The organism is Zestomonas ipomoeae (assembly GCF_057128665.1).
Window position 1 is genome coordinate 97,691 of record NZ_JBSKHQ010000019.1, and the last position, 18,096, is coordinate 115,786.

Genomic DNA, 18,096 nt, shown 5'->3' on the forward strand with positions numbered 1-18,096 from the left:
CTCACACGCCCAATTGCGCCCGATACAGGAGCCAGTAGCCGAGGCCCAGCAACGGCCAGGCCAGCACCGGGCCGAAGGCCAGTCGCCAGAGTCGCGCGTAGGGGGTGAAGCCCACGCCATGCACGAAGCCGCCGGCCATGCCCCACATCGCCAGCATCAGCAAACTGTGGCTGTAGCGGCCCTCGGCATCCAGCATGGCCGCCGGATGGATCAGCAACAGCAGGGCCAGCGGTACCGTCAGCAGCAGCGACAGCGCGCGGCTCCAGCCTCGCTGGGGCAGCGGCCGGGCCTCAGTTGTCACCCGTCGGTTCCTCATCGAGGTTCTGGGTGGTTTCCAGCCACAAGGCGTTGATGATGCCGAAGCTGCAGGCGAGCAATACGCCGAGAATCCAGGTGAAGTACCACATAGCGTCAAATCTCCCGATTCGTGTTCAAGTCGCTTGTCTGACTGTAGGGGCCAATTTATTCGCCTGACGTAGCCTGGCTTGGCGAATGAATTCGCCCCTACCGGTTCTGCTCAATACAGGCCATGGCTGTTTTGCTCGATATGCCCGGTGGTCACCTTGCCCCACATCTTCACGTAGCCCCACAGCGTGTAGCAGAGGATCAGCGGTACGAAGATGCCGGCAGCGACCAGCATGATGCCCAGGGTCTTGTGGCTGGATGCAGCGTCCCATAGCGTCAGGCTGGACGCGGGGTCGAGGCTCGACGGCATGACGAAGGGAAACAGCGCGAAGCCGGCGGTACAGAGGGTGCCGACGATCGCCAGGCTGCTGCCAACAAAGGCGAAGCCGCCGCGCCCGGCGGTGGCCGCGGCGAACGCCAGGGTCGCACCGAGAATGCCCGCCATTGGCGCCAGCTTGGTCAGCGGGTAGGCGGCGTAGTTGGCCATCCAGCCGTGGTTGTTCTGCGCCACGCTTTTCGCCAGCGGATTGAGTGCTGCGTTGGCATCGAAGGTAGAAGTAATGGTGAACCCCTCCAGCCCGGCCCACAGCCAGCAGCCGGCGGCGAGGAAGCAGGCCAGGTAGACCAGCGCCATCAGCCGCGCCGCCTGCCGGGAGCGTCGGGCGACGGCGCCGTCGGTGCGCAGCATCAGCCAGGTGCCGCCATGCAACAGCAGCATGCTCAGGCTGACCAATCCGGCGAGCAGGCCGAACGGGCTGAGCAACTGCCAGAAGCTGCCGTGGTAGCTGCTGCGCAGGGTCTCATCGAGCTGGAAGGGTACGCCCAGCAGCAGGTTGCCGAAGGCCACGCCGAACACCAGCGCCGGTACCAGGCCGCCGACGAACAGGCCCCAATCCCAGGCCTGGCGCCAGCGCGGGTCTTCCAGCTTGCTGCGGTAGTCGAACCCTACCGGGCGCACGAACAGGGCGAACAGTACCACCAGCATGGCCCAGTAGAAGCCGGAGAAGGCCGCCGCATAGACCATCGGCCACGCGGCGAACAGCGCGCCGCCGGCGGTGATCAGCCAGACCTGGTTGCCGTCCCAGTGGGGCGCGATGGTGTTGATCACCACCCGCCGCTCGTTGTCGGTCCTGCCGACGAAGGGCATCAGTGCGGCGGCGCCGAGGTCGAAGCCGTCGGTGAGGGCGAAGCCGATCAGCAGCACGCCGATCAGCACCCACCAGGCGAGTTTCAGCGTTTCGTAATCAAACATGTTGCGTTCCTCTGTCGCGGCCAACAGGGTCGACCGGCTTTTGCAGGAGCCAGCTCTGCTGGCGAAGCGTTGGTGTAGGGGCACGGTCACTCGCCCAGCCCAGCCCAGCCCAGCCTCGTCGGGCGAATAAAGTCGCCCCTACATCGCACCTGCGGGCAGGTGGTTCCCGCTGGCCGCACCCGGCTGCTCGAAGTGATAGCGCCCGGTGTGCAGGCTCGATGGCCCGAGGCGGGCGAATTTGATCATCAGGTACATCTCCACCAGCAACAGCGCGCTGTAGAAGGCGATCAGCGCCAGCAGCGAACCCCATACATCGCCGCTGGACACGCTGGAAGCGGACAAGTGGGTCGGCAGCACTTCGCCGATCGACCAAGGCTGCCGGCCGTGCTCGGCGACGAACCAGCCGGTCTGCGCGGCGATCCACGGCAGCGGCAGGCTCCACAGCGCCCACTTGAGCAGCCAGGGCTTGCGCTCTTCGTTCTTCCTGGCCGACGCCCAGAAGGCACAGGCGAACAGCGCCAGCATCAGGAAGCCGGAGGCGACCATCACGCGGAAGCTCCAGAACAGGCTGAACACGCCGGGAATGGTGTCCCGTGCGGCCAGCTTGATCTGCTCGTCCGTCGCGTCCACCACCTTGTCGGTGTATTTCTTCAGCAGCAGGCCATAGCCCAGGTCGCCTTTCACCTCGTTGAAGGCGGCGATGTTCGCCTCGCTCTTGTCGCCAGCGCGCAGTTTCTCCAGCAGGGCATAGGCGACCATGCCGTTGCGAATGCGTGCCTCGTGTTCCACCAGCAGGTCCTTGATGCCCTTGACCTCCGTATCCAGCGAGCGGGTGGCGATCAGGCCCATCACGTAGGGAATCTTCACCGCGTAGTCGGTGCGCATTTCGTCCTGGTTCGGCAGGCCGAACAGGGTGAAGGCGGCGGGCGCCGGCTCGGTTTCCCATTCCGCCTCGATGGCCGCCAGCTTGGTCTTCTGCACATCGCCGATTTCGTAGCCGGATTCGTCGCCCAGCACGATCACCGAGAGGATCGAGGCCAGGCCGAAGGCAGAGGCAATGGCGAAGGATCGGCGGGCAAAACCCAGGTCGCGTTTCTTCAGCAGGTACCAACTGGAAATCGCCAGGACGAAGACCGCGCCGGTGACATACCCGGCCGCCACGGTGTGGACGAACTTGACCTGTGCCACCGGGTTGAACAGCAGGGCGCCGAAGTCGGTCAGTTCCATGCGCATGGTTTCGAAGTTGAACTCCGCGCCCACCGGGTTCTGCATCCAGCCGTTGGCGATGAGAATCCACAGCGCCGACATGTTCGAACCGATCGCCACCAGCCAGGTCACCGCCAGGTGCTGCACGCGGGTCAGGCGGTCCCAGCCGAAGAAGAACAGGCCGATGAAGGTGGATTCGAGGAAGAACGCCATCAGCCCCTCGATGGCCAGCGGCGCGCCGAAGACGTCGCCGACATAGTGGCTGTAGTAGGCCCAGTTGGTGCCGAACTGGAATTCCATGGTCAGCCCGGTGGTCACGCCGAGGGCAAAGTTGATGCCGAACAGCTTGCCCCAGAACTTCACCGTGTCCTGGTAGACCTGTTTGCCGGTCATCACGTAGACCGATTCCATGATCGCCAACAGGAAGGACAGGCCCAGGGTCAGTGGCACGAACAGAAAGTGATACATCGCCGTCATGGCGAACTGCAGACGGGACAGATCGACGACTTCTTCCGAGATCATCTCGGTTTCTCCTCAGGGCTGGGATCGCGTGACAGCGGCGGCGTGCCGAGCAGGTGGGCGCCAACCCGTGCACTGCCATCGGGCGGCACGGTGGGCGCATCGAACCAGTAGGACTTGATGACCGACAGTAGCGCCAGCTTGAGCACGAGGATCACGGCGATTTCCCGAACCAAGGGGGTGCGCCAGGGGGATGCGGGCTTGTCGGACATAGCGGGCTCCAATCGGGCGGCGTTGCGTCAAAGCGCATTGCCAGCATTGATATGAAGCAAGAAATGCCTGCGAAAGGCGCTGTGACCTGATGTCGCAGCGCCTCTAAACCGGGGCTTGCGGGACTGCGGCGGGTTGCCGCATGGGTTGGAGAAGGTAGCCCGGTCTCGGTCCGGAGCGGGCGCCGATGCCGGGTATAGCTGCACAGAACTGCCACGTAGGGGCCGGATGAATCGCGACATCCTTTGCTATCCGGTGGGATGCTGGGCCCCTGATTTCGCTGGAGCTTATCCGGGCTGCCGGGGTGTTCGGCGAACGCCCTACATCGGTATCGCTGCGTTCACCGGCTGCTTCCTAGGGCCCTGGATAAACCGCAGGCTACAGCGGCTGTACCGCCGGACGCCGCGCGCCGAGCCACAGCGCCAGCACCGCGAGCAGCAGCATCGGCAGCATGCCCAGGTTCACCGGTGTCCAGCCGATGCTGGTGATCATCGCCCCGGAGGCGAACGACATGGCGGCCGCGACGCTGCCGTTGCCCAATTCCATCAAGCCCTGGGCGTGGCCGCGTTCGGCTGTGCTGTGGCCCTCGGCGAGCAGCGTGGTGCCGGCGACCAGCATCAGGTTCCAGCCGATGCCAAGCAGGAAGGAGCTGGCCAGGAAGTGCGCCTGAGCCAACCCGCCCAGGGCGATGCAGGCACTGCCGCCGAGGGTCAGGATGCCGAGCAGCGCAACGCGCCGGCTGCCGAGTCGATCCACCAGCGGGCCGGCGACGAAGGCCGGCAGGAACATGCCGAGCATGTGCCACTGGATGACCTGCGAGCTCGCTTCCACCGACAACCCGCAAAAACTCATGGCCAATGGCGTGGCGTTCATCACCAGGATCATCAGCCCATGGCCGATGGCCGTGGTGGCGATAGCCGCGCGTACCAGCGGGCGGGATAGAAGCTCGCGCATTACCGCCAGGCCGCCGCCAGCGGGCTGCGGGGCCGCGCCTTCGCGCAGGCGGGAGATCAGCAGAAGGCCGAGCAGCGCCAATGCGGCAATCAGCAGGTAGGCACCGACGAAGGGTGTTTCCAGGGCGTTGCGCGACCACAGTGCCAGGCTCGGGGCGATCAGCGCGGCGCAGACGCCACCGCCAATCACATAGGCGGTGGCTCGGCCTTTCTGCGACTCGTCCACCGCCTCCAGCGCGGCGAAGCGGTAGTACATTGCCGAGGCCTGGTAGGCGCCGATGGGCATGGCGCCGAGGCAGAACAGCAGGAAGTCGCCGAGCCAGACGCCCAGTGCGCTGAGCAGCCCGCCGCCCACCCCGGCCACGGCGCCCAGCATCAACCCGCGACGGCGGCCTTGGCGCTGCATGAACAGCGACAACGGCTGCACGGCGAGCAGATTGCCCAGCACCAGCAATGCCAGCGGCAGCGTGGCGAGGGCATTGAGCGGTGCCAGCTGCACACCCACCAGCGAAGTAAGGGTGATGCCGATCATCGAGCAACTCCAGTAGAGCGCCTGGGCGATGAACAGCCGCAGGATGGTGACGTTGCGGAACAACAACATGGGAGTCTCCTGGTAAGAAAGGGAAGCCGAGCTTCCTGCCCGCACGCTCGGTTGGGTGCGTGTCGCCGGGCCATGCCCGCGACACAGATACTCCATCTGGATTGCGGGCATGGCCCGCTCCTAGAGGTTTTTACCCGACGGCTTTCGTGCAGCCGGTGGGCTTGTGCACGCGGCTGGTCGAGGCGGGATTCTTCGCCAGCCGATCTACCGGGCGCGTCGGTCGTCGTACCAGTTCGCCGCCGCAGTTCGGGCAGCGGCCAAGCAGCACGTGTTCGGCGCATTCGCGGCAGAAAGTGCATTCGAAGGAGCAGATCAACGCGTCGCCGGAGTCTGCTGGCAGGTCGCGATCGCAGCATTCGCAGTTGGGGCGCAGTTCGAGCATGGCGCGATTCCTCAAAGGGCAGCCAGGCGGCCAAAGCGCTCGGCATATTCCTGTGGGCTGACGGACAGGTGTTTGTGGAAGCAGCGGCGGAGATTCTCCGGGTGGCCGAAGCCGGTCAGCCGGGCCACCGTGGCGATGGAGGCCTGGTCGCTCTGCAACAGGGCGCGGGCGGCTTCCAGGCGCAGGCGCTCGACATAGCGCCCAGGCCCCATGCCGAGTTCGCGCACGAATACCCGTGACAACGTGCGCGGCGACATGCGCGCCTGTTCGGCGAGGCGCTCCAGGGGCAGGTCCTCGCCGAGGTGGCCTGGCAGCCAGTCGAGCAGATCGGCCAGGCGCGGAATGCGGCTCGGCTCCGGGCTGAGCAGGGCGCTGAATTGCGCCTGGCCGCCGGGGCGGCGCAAGAACATCACCAGGCGCCGCGCCACCGCCAGCGCCAGCGGGCGCCCGAGGTCGGCCTCGACCAGTGCCAGCGCCAGGTCGATCCCGGCGGTCACGCCGGCGGATGTAAAAATATGGGCGTCGCCGTTCTCGCCCTGGGGATCGTAGGTGTGCAGCCGGTCGCTCTGCACCCGCACCGCCGGATAGCCATCGCGCAAGGCGGACTCATCGGCCCAATGTGTGGTCGCCAGCCGGCCATTCAGCAATCCGGCGGCGGCCAACAACAATGCGCCGGAGCATACCGAACCGAGCCGCCGCACCTGCGGTTCGGCGGCTCGCAGCCAGGCCAGCAACGGGGCGGACTGGTGCTGGGTTTCGACGCCCAGGCCGCCGGGTATCAGCAGCGTATCCAACTGCGCGGCATCGACGTCCTGCCAGGCCCGGTCGGCGCAGATGCGCACGCCGGAAGAGGTGGCTACGGGGCCCTCATGGTCCGCCAGCAGCACCAGTTCGTAGGCGGCCGGCAACCCATGGCGGGCGCGCTCGGTATTGGCCGAGGCGAACACCTGCAGTGGCCCGGTCACATCCAGGCTCATGACGTCGGGATAGATCAGGCAAGCGATCCGGCGTGGGCTGTCCATGGTGCATCTCGCAGTGAAGATGGCACCAGTCTGCCGTGCCCCTCGGCTGGCGACAACGACAGCAAACCCACGAATATTGCCAATATGGCGCGTGGCCCCTTGGCACTGCCCACGGTCATTTGAACGCCGGCAGCTCCTCGTCGGCGGCCGCCTGGCGTATCTCGCCTTCAAGCTCGGGGGTGTTGCGAGCCAGCAGTTCGATCGCCTTCGCCATCTCGTCGATGGCTTCGCGGTACAACGCGGCGTTCTCGTGGGTCTCCGCCCGATCGGCGTGCTTGCGCGCGCTGTTCAGGTGTTGCAGCAGTTCGGAATGATCTCCAAGCATGGTCGGCTCCTTGGCTGAGAGAACATGCAAGGCGGCTTTTGATCGCCTGGCGCGCAGAAACGCTTCCGGCGAATGCGAGCCGCCGTGACGGTGTGAGCGACGGGTCTTGCCGTCTCTCAACTGACCGGCACGGCGCGCGGCCGTTCGCGCCACCGGTCAGTCGAGGGAGGCCTGGAATGGCATCGACCAGGGTTCCAGGGGATAGCCGTCCTTGCTCAGCTCGAGTCGCGCCAGTTCGAGCGTGCCGGCCAGGTGGATCGGGTCGCTGTATTGCGAGCGTGCGATATGGGGGATGGACAGCAGCCGGGTACCCCTGCTGTTCATGACGCTCAGGCCGAAGCTGGCGTCCTCGGCGTTCATCGTCGTCACGCAGGAGTAGGGTAAAAATGCCAGGGAACTGATATGCAGGGCTTCTTCGAGGCTCAGATGGGCGCTGGACATGATCGTTTGGGTACTCCTGGAAAACACAGGGCGCCGGGGCCTTGCCCTCTTCAGCGCTTGGCAGGGATAGACAACGATTGGATCGGACGATCGTCGCGCGGTTCAGTCGCGCGCGGGGCCGATCCGGTAGTGCAGACTGATGGCGTCGCCGCTGCCGTCGCCGAGCACCGAGCCGACGATGGGCTCATGATGGACCTCGCGCCCTGGGTAGGCCTGGCAAAGGTGACGCTCCGCCACCTGGCAGATGTGCTGGAACAGGCCGGTGAACTGGGTGTCGCGGGGGATGTGAAAATGCAGGGTGATGTCCAACGGTCCGGAGCCCTGGGGCAGGGCAGTCAGGCCGCAGGTTTGCCATTGATCGTTGACGTAGGCTTCAGCGCCTTTCATGGGGCCCTCCTTTCTCTGATGCCCTCTTTGACCACAAAACTGGCCCAGGGGTCGCCGGCAGCATGAGAGGGGAGAGCGGGCCTGCTCGCAGACTACGTGATCGATGCGAACGGCAGGCCCTCGCCGAGGGTTATTCCGGCATGCTCCAGGGCGCGAGCGCGAAGCCTTCGCGGCTCAGCTCCAGGCGAGTCTGGGCCAGGACTTCGGCCAGTTTCAGCGGGTCGGAATAGGTGGCGCTGGAGATGCGGGTACGGCCCAGCAGTCGGGTGCTGGTGCGGTCTATGACGCTGAGGCTGAGCTCGCCGTTACCTTCTTGCTGGGACCAGGCTACGCACTGGAAGGGTTGAAAAGCGCGGCCGGCAATCAAAAGTGCTTCGTTAAAACGGAGCGGGGCGTTCATGGGTGGTTTCTCCGAAGTGCCCAGTGGTTTTTCCGCCTGCGTTGGGGTTTCAGCGGACTGTCATTGCTATGGATGACAGCGTATGACCGAGAAGTCACAAGCAGGTCGCAAAAATGGTGCACTTCGTCGCGTTAACTAACGGATTTTTCTCTTCGGACCTCTCTAGCGCTGCGCTTGGCAGGCTCGCCGTTTCGCTCAGCGCAGCCGGGATAGCTGTTGTGTTTCCAAGCGTGTGCTGATGAGGTCCAGGTCCGCTTCGATGGTATGGATGATCCGTCGCACGTCGCCGATGCTGAGGGAGGTGGAGCAGCGAATGCCGGTCACGGTCAACAGCGGTTCGTGGTTTCCGGCATAGGATATGCGCGCGACCAGGCTTTCAGGGGATTCCAGCGTGGCTTCGAAGCCAAGGGGTTGGAAGTGACGCTTCATCAGCTCGCAGGCTTGGGGGAAGGTCAAACGTTTCAATGAGGCAGTCCTGTTGCAGTACCTGAGAAGGACCGCGATTCCTCGGTCCGGCTGGGCAGGGGGCGGGGTAAGCCGAGCCTCTGGAATTAACACTCTAGCACCGCTCTTCGCAGCGCAAGGAGCGATTCGTCCATTTTTTGACGCGCCGTGATGGCAGGATAATGGCGATTTGCCTGGGCGCTCCTCCGAGGGCCCAGGGTTAGGTCGGCTGCTCCGGATCGCTCAGCAGGAAGGCTTCGAAACCCAGCTGGTTGAGCAGATGCACGGCCAGTTCGCTGCGAATGCCGCCCTCCGGCGTTACCGCGTAGAACAGGTTTCGCTCCAGGCTCTCGGCATGGGTGCGCAGATGGGCGACCGGCAGGTTGATACTGCCCGGCAGGTGGGCCTGCCGATATTCAACGGGCAGGCGCACGTCGAGCAGCAGGCACTGCTGTTTTCCTTGGCGGGCGATCTGTTCCAGTTGCGCCGAGCTGAGCTTGGGAATCAGCGTCGGGCGGATCAGTTCGATGAACAGCTCGCGGTTCAGTCGCGCCAGGGTGCCGTCCTCGAGCATGGTCACGGTTGCCGAGCGCACCGCACCGCTGACGAGGGCTTCCTCGCCGAAAAAGTCGCCGGTGTGCAGCTCTTGCCGGGGCTCCTGCTGATAGGCGAAGGGCAGGCTCACAGCCGCGCTACCATGCTTGAGCACATAGAAGTGATCGCCCGGCTCGCCATAGCGAACGACCGCCTCGCCTGCCTTGGCTTCGACGTACTCGAAGCGCGCGAGCAGGGCGTGCAGGTGCGACGGCGGCAGCCTACTGAACAGCGGAGTGCGCAACAGCTTGGCCAGCCAGTCGTCCTCTTCCTCCTCCTGCGCGGCGCTTTCTTCCAGGCTGCTGACCTGGTAGGCGGCCGACTGGCTCCAATTGAGCAGGCGTTCCAGCAACCCCCGGTCGATGGCGAACAGCGTGACATCGGTCAGCGCGCCCACCGATTGCGCCTGCGGCTGAATTTCATTCAGGGCATGACAGGCTTCCAGGCTGCCGGCCTTGAGGGTACGGCGCGCGGGCTCCTCTCCCAGCCAGATTTCTCCCTCGAGCAGGTAGTAGAGCGCCAGCGACGTTTCCCCCCGACGCAGGAAGGCGGACCCGGCAGGCCGTTTGACCAGTTGCAGGCTTTCCAGCAACTGCTTCTGATACGCCGGCGTGAGGAAATCCAGCGGGCTGAAACGACGCAGATGTTCCAGATCCAGAAGAGGCGTTGCATTGCTCATGGTGTTGCCCTCCGCGGCAGCGGCTGACGTGGCCATCCCTGGCGATGCCGAGGCATTCGATCTGTATTCACACTAGCCCTAAGCAGGTCGGGCCGATAGTCATTTCATCGAACGCGGGTGGGCGAGCGATGGGGGCCAGCCAGGGTGATGGGCGCCGGGCGCTGACGGCGCAAGTGTGCTGCCCTAAAGGCCGTTCATGTCGAAAGGCTCTTCAGGGCAAAGTTCACTCACGGGCCGGCGGCAGCGCTACCCCGTTGCGCTCCCTTCTATAGATGCTGACGGCCTCGTACACCGCCTTGCGCAGCCGATTGATGCCGCCGATCGGCCGGTGCTCCGGGAGTGCATGCCAGGGGTTGAAGGAGAGGTTGTCGCAGAACAGGTTCTGCTCGGTGCTATCGAAGTCCTGCGCTGGCAACACAATGTTGGCGACGGTTTCGAAGGGGGATATTTCCTCGCTCCAGCGCACGCTGGTGTCTTCGATGGGCATGTAGTGCTGCGGGTTCTGCCGCTGTACCTGTAGGGCGAAGCAGGCCGGGACGCGGTCCAGAGACAATTGCTGGTAGAGCGCGCTGCGCAGGAAGTTGGGCAGATCGGTATTGGGCTCCGGCAATTCGTAGCCTGGGCAGTTCTCCGGTGCCGGCACGACGCGGTACTTGATGTTGTGTGGCCCCAGCTTGTAGGGCGACACCGAGCTATACACCGCTTCGGTCGGGCTGTCGGGCGCGGGGGCCAGGGTCTGCAGGGCGATGAGCAGATGGCGGATTTCCCAGTGGCGCGGGTCCCAGCCGGGCAGGAAGGCGAGAATCCGCTTGCCTTCGGCCTGGGCGGCGAAATTCTGCTGGTACTCGGCGACATCGCGCACGAAGAACACCGGGTGATTGAACATGACGAAGTCCTGCTCGCCGGCATGGTCCGGGCCGCCAATCAGCTTGTCGCCCGGTACGTCGAGCAGTTTGATGGCCATGCCGCGGGCATCGCGCGTGCTGTCGAACTGCGGATAGGCGTTGCCGTTGGATAGCCGCATCCAGGCTTGCCAGGTCTTGCCCGGCTGGCTGAGCACGCCATGGCGCAGCTCGGGATCGAGGTCGGGCACTACCTGGACCTGCGCCTTGACGCAGCCATGGGCCTTGGCATGGGCGTCGCGCAGTACGCGGGTATTGGAGCGGTGCTGCTCGACGACGCGAATGGCGTCCTCGATGATCGCTCGGGTCCGCACCGCTTCGTCCGGGGGAATCTCTTCCTCGGCCGAAACCGGGCCGGAGAACTTCCAGTTGTAATACAGCGCGCCGATACCCCAGGCGGCCAAGCCAAGCAGCAGAACCAGGGCCAGGAGCTTGCCGAGCAGGCGTCCTATCCAAAGCCATAAGCGTGTGAGCATCGGGCGATCCCTATTCTCGTTTGCTGTCCCTGTCTGGAACCAGGATCAATCCTGGCAGTTGGGGCCGGGAGTCCAATCCCTGGCCTCGCGGGGTTCGAGCTGGTTTTCCAGCCTGGCGTCACCGAGCACCTTGAGGTACTCGATCAATGCCCAGCGTTCCTCGGGCTGCAAGAGCCGGCCGATTACGCCGTCCCGGCGGCAGCCCTCGCGGAATTCGTGACCGCCGTTGCCGTTACCGGTGATCGAGGTCTTGAACAGGAAGCCGCCGGGGAACTCCTCGCTGCGAAAGCCGATGTACTTCGGATCGAATTCGCGATTGCCGACCCAGAACTCACTTGCGCGCTCGGCCACAGGCGAGAGCAACTGGAACAGCGTCGGTACCGAACCGTTGTGCAGGAACGGCGGCGTAGCCCAGATGCCGTGCAGCGGCCGTGCCTTGTAGCCGCGCTTTTCCTGCACGCCGATCGGCAGGCCATAGCCGTTCATGCGACGGCGTTGCTCGGCGTCGATATCGGCATCGCGATAGGCACGGTCTTCCACGTAGGCGGTAAGGTAGGCCAGCCCCTTGGCGCTGGAGATGCTGCCCAGGTCGATGTCCGCCAGGGTGGAGCCGAACAGGCGCACATCCAGCTTGCCGAGCTCCTCCTTGCTCCAGCCGAGCTTGCGAATGTCGAAGCGGTGATCGGCGATGTTATCGGCGGTGGTCGGATCGGTACCGATGATGCGCGTCGGCACGATGCGCATGCGCCACTCGGGGTTGCGGGTTTTGGCAAAGCGTTCGTCCTGCGACTTGGCATCCGGTGCGTGGCAATAGGCGCAGTTTTCGGCGAACAGGGCGCGCCCCTGGCTGGCCAGCTCCAGGTCGACTTTGCCGAAGATGTCTTCCGGCCAGGTCGGAGGCTTCAACTGCTTGAGGGTCTCCTCCAGGGTGTGGATGTCGTGTAGCCGGACCCCCGAGGCATAGCGCTCGCTTTCCGCCACCGGCTGGCCGTTGGCATCGAAGATGCTCACCGGGGCACCGACGCCCAGAGCCTCGCCCAGATTGCGTGCCATCGGCTGCATCGCCGAGCCGTTCCATTGCACCCAGTCGAATTTCCAGATGTCCCAGACCTGCGGATAGCTCACCGGGCCGTTGGCGACGCGGTAGTTGCTTGGGTCGATGACATCGCCGAACACCGTATTGGCGATACGCCCGAAGGCATCGGTGCGCCCGAATCCCTCCTCGGTGGGGTAGAGGCCGCGGTGCGTGTCGTTCCACGCCTGGGCGACCAGTTTGTCCAGCGTCGCCTTGAACTCGCTGCGCAGCTGATCGCGCCCGCTGGGGTAGCGCTCGCCCAGTACGGCTTTGGCGAAGCGTTTGAATTTCAGCGGGTTGTAGTAGGTGAAGACCATGCTGGCGCCCAGTGCCTGGCCGAAGCTGCCGCCACGCAGGGTTGGCACCGTCGAGGCGAGCGAATGCAACGCGGCGCCGCCATCGATACGCACGGCCTGGCCCCGATAGCGCAATTCGCCGGTGTGGCAGGCGGCGCAGCTTACGTCCAGGTAATTGATACCGGTCCTGGGGTCCGCGTGGCGGGCGAAGCCGACCGGCAGATTGCCGGGGTTGAGCTGGCTGGGTTGTTGCTGCGGGTCGACGAGGAAACCGAAGCGGGCCAGGTATTCCGGCGCAGAAAACCTCTCGTTGGAGAACGGCCGCTCGAGCGCGGTGAACCATTCGTAGCGCAGGCCTTTCACCTGCGTACCTTGGGGCGTGTAGTAGTAGATCTGCCGTGCGTGCGGGCTCCACTGATCGAGATAGTGAAGCTGCCCGGGGGGCTGGTATCCGGGGAGGTTGGGGTTGGCGACGTAATACAGCACAACGGCCAGGGCGGCGAGGACGAGGAAAAGGATCAGCCAGAGTGCGCGTCGGAGTATGTACATGGACAGACTTCCTTGTGGCGTTCTTGTTGTGTGCCAGACGGTAGGCCAATCGCCGGGATGCGGCAAGTTGCCATCGGTGATTCGGGGCCTTCTCGTCGCATGGCCGACGGTCCGCGGTCGCGCGTGACAACACGGCTCGACCGGGTGCCATTCCAACCTGCACCCATGAGCATAGTGCGTTACGAAAACATAACGAGATTAGCGCTATAGAGAATCGATCCAAGCCGCGCCAAAGTTCTTGCTAGCGTTACATTGCCTGCGCCAAATAGCTGTTTTTACTGGGGTTTCAAAATATTGGCGCCAAGGAGGGATATGTCGGACACCGGCGCCGCGCTTCGCCGCCTGTGCTTGGTCGATACCTGCGACGTCTGCGAGCGTCTGTTGCCGTACTGGCAGGGGTATGGGTGGCGACCGGTTCGCTGCGATCTGCAGCGGATCGGCACGCAGCGTTTCGATGTCGGATTGCTCTGCGTGCATGCCCAGCATGTCCAGAGTTCGCGCTCGATCGGTCACGCGATCGGTCGGAGCGGCTTTGAATGGGTAGCACTGCTGGGCCATGAGGCGTTGCCGACTGCCAGGGCCGAAGCCTTTGTCGGCCAGTGGTTCTTCGATGTGCATCGGCTCCCGGCCGATCCGTCGCGCGTGCATCAATCCCTGCTGCAAGCGCTGGCCGCGGGCGCGTTGCGCGCTGCCGCTGGCCCAGGTACTGAATTGCAGGGGCAGAGCCGGGTACTGCGTGACCTGCGCAAACGCGTGAGTCGACTGGCAGCAGGCGAGGCGCCGGTCTGGATCCGAGGCGAAGGCGGCAGCGGCAGGGCACTGGTTGCCCGTGAGCTGCACCGACATTCGCCGCGCCGCGACAAACCCTTCGTGACGTTTGACTGCACCCTGGTGGATGAAGCGGCGCTGGCCGTAGAGCTGTTCGGCGGTCAGCATCGGCCGGGAAAGTTCGCCGAGGCGGAAGGCGGCAGTCTGTACCTCGCGGAACTCGAGGATCTACCCCTGGCCTTGCAAGAGGAACTGTTCAAGCGACTGCAGGGGCGGGCGCAGGCCGCCGATGTGCGGCTGTTGGCCGCCAGCGGGGCCGACTCGGTCGAGCCCGACATTCATCCCCGCCTGCTCGCCTGGCTCGGGCGCAAGCAACTGTCGCTTCAGCCACTGCGCGAGCGGCAGGGCGATATAGCGCTGCTGGCCAACTATTTCCTGGCCCGTCATGCGGTAGGTAGCAACCAGACCAGCCTGGCCTTCGGCGAAGAGGCATTGGCCGCGATGCGGCGCCACCCCTGGCCGGGAAACGTACGTGAGCTGGCAGCCAGGGTGCGCCGAGGCCTGGTGATGGCCACCGGCGAGCAGATCGAAGCGGAGGACCTGGGCCTGGCTAGCGAAGCGCCGGCAATCGGCCTGCTGGGTACCCTCGAAGAATACAAGCGGCGCGCCGAATACCAGGCGCTGTGTGACGCACTGGCGCGCTACGGCAACAACCTCAGCCTGGCCGCCCGCATCCTGGGGGTTTCCCGCCCCACCTTCTATCGCTTGTTGCATAAGCATCAACTGCTCTAGTGCGGTAGTTGCAGTTGCGTCTGCACCTTTCGTCCGCGTGGCTGTCCATCGTCTGCCTCGTAGCGGTTGATGCCGCGTGGCCGTGGGCTGCCATGCCTCTATGCGGTTGCGCTTGCGTGTTAATCTGCGGGCCAAATGGCGATACAGGAGTCCGCGATGCACCCTTTCGAAGCCAAGAACCCCCACCAACTGGTCGTGCAGCTCGGTTATCTGGGGCTGGTGCCTTTCCTCAGCGGGGCGTTAGGCATCTGGATCATCCCACCGGGGTGGCGGCCGTTCGTCATGTCTGCACTGCTGGATTATGCAGCCCTGATGCTGGCCTTTCTCGGCGCTATTCATTGGGGCCTGGCAATGCGTGCCGCGGAGACTGACGAGCGCGCCCAAATGCAGTTGGGGCTGTCGGTCATACCGGCCATGCTCGGTTGGGCCGCTGTCGCCAGCGGTCTGCCGGTCGCCCTGGTCCTGCCGGTGTTCCTCCTGGCGTTCGTCGTGCTCTATTTCGCCGATGTCCGTGCAGTCAAGCTGGGGCTCGCCCCGCAGTGGTATCCCGCGTTGCGCAAGCCGCTGACGATTGCCGTGGCGCTCTGTCTGCTCCTGGCCTGGGCCAGCGTCCTGTTGCCCTGAGTCCATGTTTCAGCCAGCGGGAAACCATTCTCTCAGGCAGGCGAACGCCTGTTCGCGGCGCTGCTGCCAGTCGCCGCCCAATTCTCGATAGGGTTGCCGGTTTCGCTCCAGCCAGTCGCGGCATGCCTGGTGAAATGCCAGGCGCTGCGCCAACTCGGGCTGGCAACGCTGACCGTCGGCAACCCAGGGCACGCCGCGCGGATCGAGCAACAGGTGCTGATGGTATTCCCGCTGCAGCAGTTGCTCCTCGATCCAGGCTGGGCAGTCCCCGAACAGTGTTCGGCTCCAGAGCAGATTGCTCAGCAGATGCGTGTCCAGGATCAGCAAGGGTGGGCGCTCGCTTCGTGCGGCGTCCTCCCAGCGCAGTTGGCCCTGGGCGATGGCGGGAATATCGGCGTAGCAGGTATCCCGCTTCTGCTGGTCGATAAAGTGGCGCACGTACTCGCCCACCACCAGGCCGCCGAACGCGGCCTGGATTTGATTGGCCATCCAACTCTTGCCGGTAGATTCCGGGCCGGTCAGCACCAGGACCTTCATGCGGCCACCAACGCCGGGTCGCGCCGCCAGGCTCGCCAGCCCTGGATCGCCAGCAGAACGAACAGTCCGTAGAGCACCGCGGTGGGGTAGTAGGCCTGAAACAGGAACTGCGCGGCATAGAGCAGGTCCAGCACGATCCACAGTACCCAGCACTCCAGGCGTTTCTGGGCCATCCAGACTTGCGCCACCAGGCTGAAGGCGGTCAGGCCGGCGTCCCACCAAGGCAGCTCTGCATCAGTGTGAACAGCCATGCCATAGCCCAATAGCAGGCTGCCGAGGGCGCCCACGCCCAGGCTGGCAAGCAGGCCCTGGGGGCTCAGTCGGCTGACTGCGAGCCCTTGCTGTTCTCCACCGCCGCCACGGGTCCAGCGCCACCAGCCATACAGCTGGGTCCCCGCGAAGAACACCTGCAAGAGCATGTTCGAATACAGCTTCACCTCGAAGAATATCCAGCAGTAGAGCACCACCATGACCAGGCCGAGCGGCCAGCACCAAGGGTTCTGTCGTACGGTGAGCCACACGGCGAGCACGCCGATGGCGGAGGCAAAGAGTTCGAGCGGGGACATTGGCGATCCTCGGCGGGCGGCTCTGGGGCGAGTCGCGGGTCAAAAGGCGCCGATTGTACGTTCTCAGCTGGCGCTGGTCTTGCTTGCGTGCTCCTGAGCCTGTGCCTTGGGCGTACCGAGGTAGTGCTCGCGGGTACCGAACAGCCAGTCGAACCAGGGCTTCGTCACCCCCCAGTTGGCATGGGGATTCGGGCCCATATGGTGATCGTAGTGCCAAGGCAGGTGCTGCCGTGCCCAGTCTGGCCGGTCGTGGGCCTTCTTGTGGGTGAGGTAGTAGTTCAGCGCGCAATACCAGAATGTTGCGGTGAGCCAGGGAGCGACGGGTAGCAGGGGTGCCACTATCAGGCTGGCGCCGATCAGCGCCCAGGCTTCTTTGCCTTGCGCATGCCAGCCAAGGGGAAAACGCCGATAGCAGGGGTCATAGAAGACGTGCCGACGAGCATTGCGGTGATGCTCGTGGAAATGAAAGCTCCAGAACGTCCCCCGGGTCTTGCCCAAGCCATGCAACACATATTTATGGAAGGACCACTCGACGAGGTTTCCCAGCAGAAGGCCGAGGGGAATGCTGATCGAGGCTTCGAAATACCAAGGCATTGCGATGTTCTCCGTGGCAATGATGGCGCGACTGTAGCCAGGGACAACACGTGGGGTCTTGCCGCGGCCGACCGTATCGGCGGTCGGCTGGGTCAATGTCTGCGGCGGTGGCGGGACGCTGGTGGCTTCTCAGCAGGCCAGGCTGTCGGCTTGTCGGTACAGCATCAACAGCTTGCGGGTAATGGTTTGCTGCATGTCGTCGCGCTCGAAGGAAGACATGCGAGTGAGTTTGTTCACCTGCAAACGATGCAGGTGAATGTAAGGCATCTGCTGGTCGAACTCGCGCAGGTCGCCTTTCATGAGGATCGGCAGGAACACATCGCCCATTTTCTTCTGGTTGCTGATGATTTGCGCCAACGCCTGCTTGAACGGCATGGTCCTGGGCGCGGGGCCGCCATCCTTGATCTCGGTGGTCAGCAACAGGCCAGGCTTGCCGAGCACGGCGCCCGGAAGCACGCAAAGTCCGGTCTTGCGCACGGCAATAGCATCGATGCCATGCAGGGTGTCGTGAAAGGCGTAGGGGTTGGGCAGCACCACCATCTTCCGCCCAAGGTCGGCGGGGAAGTGCAGGTTGTAATTGGTATAGAGTTGCCGCACCGATTCCGAGTAGACACACAGGCGGTTCTCGAACAGCTTGATGAACCGCTCGGCCAGCTCTCGGCGGGCGATGCTGTCCAGATCCCAGATCAGATCCTGGTTCTGCGGTTTGTTGAGATCGATCTCCTGGTGTTCCATGCTGCTGCTCATGCATTCCTCATAAGGCGGAATTGCCTCGGTGCGCTTCGCCGTCATCGCCGCTTGGGTTGGGCAATCTAGAGATATTCTGGTCGATACACGACGCTTGTGCGACTAGCCCCGTGAGGGAACCGGCTCTTTGTCACCATTCAAGCTCGGCCAAGTCGTCGACGCCAGGCCTCCATCCGGCTGCTGATCAGCGGTTCCTTATCCGTCCCAGGCGCTCGGCTGCGTCTTTCTGCTATATAGAGAGACAACCGAAATTGAAATAACAGCAGAAAGAAGCATTTAAGTGTTGACGTGGATTTCGTGGGGCCTATAATGCGCACCACTTCCGGTGCAGGCCTCTCGGAAAACTCCTT

At 64.1% G+C, this 18,096-nt stretch carries 22 protein-coding genes; 2 read left to right on the forward strand and 20 right to left on the reverse strand.

Annotation, left to right across the window (positions count from 1 at the left end; genetic code table 11):
- Position 1 precedes the first annotated feature (1 nt).
- The 16 genes from ACWKV7_RS18890 to ACWKV7_RS18965 all read right to left on the reverse strand — a co-directional run bounded on the left by ACWKV7_RS18890 (position 2) and on the right by ACWKV7_RS18965 (position 13,118).
- Entirely contained in the window at positions 2–301 is a 300-nt protein-coding gene (locus ACWKV7_RS18890; RefSeq protein WP_483859241.1) for a cyd operon YbgE family protein, read from the reverse strand.
- Complete coding sequence (cydX, locus tag ACWKV7_RS18895; RefSeq protein ID WP_483859242.1) at positions 291–407, reverse strand: cytochrome bd-I oxidase subunit CydX; 117 nt, start codon at positions 405–407, stop codon at positions 291–293. The genes ACWKV7_RS18890 and cydX overlap by 11 nt, the downstream gene beginning before the upstream one ends.
- 110 nt (positions 408–517) lie before the next feature.
- A complete protein-coding gene (cydB, locus tag ACWKV7_RS18900) occupies positions 518–1,657 on the reverse strand; it encodes a cytochrome d ubiquinol oxidase subunit II (protein WP_483859243.1) in 1,140 nt (379 codons plus the stop codon).
- A 138-nt stretch (positions 1,658–1,795) separates the two neighbouring features.
- Positions 1,796–3,385 carry a cytochrome ubiquinol oxidase subunit I gene (locus tag ACWKV7_RS18905; RefSeq protein ID WP_483859244.1) on the reverse strand — a complete coding sequence of 530 codons (1,590 nt, stop codon included), beginning with the start codon at positions 3,383–3,385 and terminating at the stop codon, positions 1,796–1,798.
- Complete coding sequence (gene cydP, locus ACWKV7_RS18910; RefSeq protein ID WP_483859245.1) at positions 3,382–3,594, reverse strand: cytochrome oxidase putative small subunit CydP; 213 nt, start codon at positions 3,592–3,594, stop codon at positions 3,382–3,384. Before cydP ends, ACWKV7_RS18905 begins: the two co-directional genes overlap by 4 nt.
- A gap of 376 nt (positions 3,595–3,970) precedes the next feature.
- Positions 3,971–5,143, reverse strand: a complete 1,173-nt coding sequence (locus ACWKV7_RS18915) for an MFS transporter (protein ID WP_483859265.1) — start codon at positions 5,141–5,143, stop codon at positions 3,971–3,973.
- A gap of 133 nt (positions 5,144–5,276) precedes the next feature.
- Positions 5,277–5,528, reverse strand: coding sequence for a DUF1272 domain-containing protein (locus ACWKV7_RS18920; RefSeq protein ID WP_483859246.1), 252 nt, complete (start codon positions 5,526–5,528; stop codon positions 5,277–5,279).
- An 11-nt stretch (positions 5,529–5,539) separates the two neighbouring features.
- Entirely contained in the window at positions 5,540–6,550 is a 1,011-nt protein-coding gene (locus ACWKV7_RS18925; RefSeq protein WP_483859247.1) for a GlxA family transcriptional regulator, read from the reverse strand.
- A 115-nt stretch (positions 6,551–6,665) separates the two neighbouring features.
- On the reverse strand, positions 6,666–6,875 hold the full coding sequence (locus tag ACWKV7_RS18930; RefSeq protein ID WP_483859248.1) for a hypothetical protein: 210 nt from the start codon (positions 6,873–6,875) through the stop codon (positions 6,666–6,668).
- Between the two features lie 156 nt (positions 6,876–7,031).
- Positions 7,032–7,316 (reverse strand): hypothetical protein, encoded by a 285-nt coding sequence (locus tag ACWKV7_RS18935; RefSeq protein ID WP_483859249.1) that lies wholly within the window; start codon positions 7,314–7,316, stop codon positions 7,032–7,034.
- Positions 7,317–7,418: 102 nt separating this feature from the next.
- A complete protein-coding gene (locus ACWKV7_RS18940) occupies positions 7,419–7,703 on the reverse strand; it encodes a hypothetical protein (RefSeq protein WP_483859250.1) in 285 nt (94 codons plus the stop codon).
- A gap of 130 nt (positions 7,704–7,833) precedes the next feature.
- On the reverse strand, positions 7,834–8,103 hold the full coding sequence (locus ACWKV7_RS18945) for a hypothetical protein (RefSeq protein WP_483859251.1): 270 nt from the start codon (positions 8,101–8,103) through the stop codon (positions 7,834–7,836).
- Between the two features lie 195 nt (positions 8,104–8,298).
- Entirely contained in the window at positions 8,299–8,568 is a 270-nt protein-coding gene (locus ACWKV7_RS18950; RefSeq protein WP_483859252.1) for a DUF1652 domain-containing protein, read from the reverse strand.
- Between the two features lie 199 nt (positions 8,569–8,767).
- The gene (locus ACWKV7_RS18955; RefSeq protein WP_483859253.1) at positions 8,768–9,820 is read right to left on the reverse strand and encodes a cyclic nucleotide-binding domain-containing protein; all 1,053 of its coding nucleotides are present in this window, start codon (positions 9,818–9,820) and stop codon (positions 8,768–8,770) included.
- Positions 9,821–10,043: 223 nt separating this feature from the next.
- On the reverse strand, positions 10,044–11,198 hold the full coding sequence (locus ACWKV7_RS18960; protein ID WP_483859254.1) for a catalase family protein: 1,155 nt from the start codon (positions 11,196–11,198) through the stop codon (positions 10,044–10,046).
- Between the two features lie 45 nt (positions 11,199–11,243).
- The gene (locus tag ACWKV7_RS18965; protein ID WP_483859255.1) at positions 11,244–13,118 is read right to left on the reverse strand and encodes a di-heme-cytochrome C peroxidase; all 1,875 of its coding nucleotides are present in this window, start codon (positions 13,116–13,118) and stop codon (positions 11,244–11,246) included.
- A 312-nt stretch (positions 13,119–13,430) separates the two neighbouring features.
- Between ACWKV7_RS18965 and ACWKV7_RS18970 the strand changes: the two genes are divergently transcribed.
- Positions 13,431–14,678, forward strand: coding sequence for a sigma-54-dependent transcriptional regulator (locus ACWKV7_RS18970; RefSeq protein ID WP_483859256.1), 1,248 nt, complete (start codon positions 13,431–13,433; stop codon positions 14,676–14,678).
- Between the two features lie 156 nt (positions 14,679–14,834).
- Positions 14,835–15,302 carry a DUF3429 domain-containing protein gene (locus ACWKV7_RS18975; RefSeq protein WP_483859257.1) on the forward strand — a complete coding sequence of 156 codons (468 nt, stop codon included), beginning with the start codon at positions 14,835–14,837 and terminating at the stop codon, positions 15,300–15,302.
- A 9-nt stretch (positions 15,303–15,311) separates the two neighbouring features.
- Here ACWKV7_RS18975 and ACWKV7_RS18980 read toward each other — a convergent pair whose 3' ends face one another.
- From ACWKV7_RS18980 to ACWKV7_RS18995, 4 genes are all read right to left on the reverse strand, one after another.
- Positions 15,312–15,839: an AAA family ATPase gene (locus ACWKV7_RS18980; RefSeq protein ID WP_483859258.1), complete on the reverse strand. Its 528-nt coding sequence runs from the start codon at positions 15,837–15,839 to the stop codon at positions 15,312–15,314.
- A complete protein-coding gene (pnuC, locus tag ACWKV7_RS18985; protein ID WP_483859259.1) occupies positions 15,836–16,405 on the reverse strand; it encodes a nicotinamide riboside transporter PnuC in 570 nt (189 codons plus the stop codon). The genes ACWKV7_RS18980 and pnuC overlap by 4 nt, the downstream gene beginning before the upstream one ends.
- Positions 16,406–16,468: 63 nt before the next feature.
- The gene (locus tag ACWKV7_RS18990; protein ID WP_483859260.1) at positions 16,469–16,999 is read right to left on the reverse strand and encodes a hypothetical protein; all 531 of its coding nucleotides are present in this window, start codon (positions 16,997–16,999) and stop codon (positions 16,469–16,471) included.
- Positions 17,000–17,128: 129 nt separating this feature from the next.
- Positions 17,129–17,746 (reverse strand): hypothetical protein, encoded by a 618-nt coding sequence (locus ACWKV7_RS18995; protein ID WP_483859261.1) that lies wholly within the window; start codon positions 17,744–17,746, stop codon positions 17,129–17,131.
- Positions 17,747–18,096: the final 350 nt, after the last annotated feature.

What these genes read in the sequence shown, in the direction of transcription:
- cydX (WP_483859242.1), bottom strand. Translation starts at nt 407, where the DNA reads ATGTGGTACTTCACCTGGATTCTCGGCGTATTGCTCGCCTGCAGCTTC.
- cydB (WP_483859243.1), bottom strand. Translation starts at nt 1,657, where the DNA reads ATGTTTGATTACGAAACGCTGAAACTCGCCTGGTGGGTGCTGATCGGC.
- ACWKV7_RS18905 (WP_483859244.1), bottom strand. Translation starts at nt 3,385, where the DNA reads ATGATCTCGGAAGAAGTCGTCGATCTGTCCCGTCTGCAGTTCGCCATG.
- cydP (WP_483859245.1), bottom strand. Translation starts at nt 3,594, where the DNA reads ATGTCCGACAAGCCCGCATCCCCCTGGCGCACCCCCTTGGTTCGGGAA.
- ACWKV7_RS18920 (WP_483859246.1), bottom strand. Translation starts at nt 5,528, where the DNA reads ATGCTCGAACTGCGCCCCAACTGCGAATGCTGCGATCGCGACCTGCCA.
- ACWKV7_RS18925 (WP_483859247.1), bottom strand. Translation starts at nt 6,550, where the DNA reads ATGGACAGCCCACGCCGGATCGCTTGCCTGATCTATCCCGACGTCATG.
- ACWKV7_RS18930 (WP_483859248.1), bottom strand. Translation starts at nt 6,875, where the DNA reads ATGCTTGGAGATCATTCCGAACTGCTGCAACACCTGAACAGCGCGCGC.
- ACWKV7_RS18935 (WP_483859249.1), bottom strand. Translation starts at nt 7,316, where the DNA reads ATGTCCAGCGCCCATCTGAGCCTCGAAGAAGCCCTGCATATCAGTTCC.
- ACWKV7_RS18940 (WP_483859250.1), bottom strand. Translation starts at nt 7,703, where the DNA reads ATGAAAGGCGCTGAAGCCTACGTCAACGATCAATGGCAAACCTGCGGC.
- ACWKV7_RS18945 (WP_483859251.1), bottom strand. Translation starts at nt 8,103, where the DNA reads ATGAACGCCCCGCTCCGTTTTAACGAAGCACTTTTGATTGCCGGCCGC.
- ACWKV7_RS18955 (WP_483859253.1), bottom strand. Translation starts at nt 9,820, where the DNA reads ATGAGCAATGCAACGCCTCTTCTGGATCTGGAACATCTGCGTCGTTTC.
- ACWKV7_RS18960 (WP_483859254.1), bottom strand. Translation starts at nt 11,198, where the DNA reads ATGCTCACACGCTTATGGCTTTGGATAGGACGCCTGCTCGGCAAGCTC.
- ACWKV7_RS18965 (WP_483859255.1), bottom strand. Translation starts at nt 13,118, where the DNA reads ATGTACATACTCCGACGCGCACTCTGGCTGATCCTTTTCCTCGTCCTC.
- ACWKV7_RS18970 (WP_483859256.1), top strand. Translation starts at nt 13,431, where the DNA reads ATGTCGGACACCGGCGCCGCGCTTCGCCGCCTGTGCTTGGTCGATACC.
- ACWKV7_RS18975 (WP_483859257.1), top strand. Translation starts at nt 14,835, where the DNA reads ATGCACCCTTTCGAAGCCAAGAACCCCCACCAACTGGTCGTGCAGCTC.
- ACWKV7_RS18980 (WP_483859258.1), bottom strand. Translation starts at nt 15,839, where the DNA reads ATGAAGGTCCTGGTGCTGACCGGCCCGGAATCTACCGGCAAGAGTTGG.
- pnuC (WP_483859259.1), bottom strand. Translation starts at nt 16,405, where the DNA reads ATGTCCCCGCTCGAACTCTTTGCCTCCGCCATCGGCGTGCTCGCCGTG.
- ACWKV7_RS18990 (WP_483859260.1), bottom strand. Translation starts at nt 16,999, where the DNA reads ATGCCTTGGTATTTCGAAGCCTCGATCAGCATTCCCCTCGGCCTTCTG.
- ACWKV7_RS18995 (WP_483859261.1), bottom strand. Translation starts at nt 17,746, where the DNA reads ATGAGCAGCAGCATGGAACACCAGGAGATCGATCTCAACAAACCGCAG.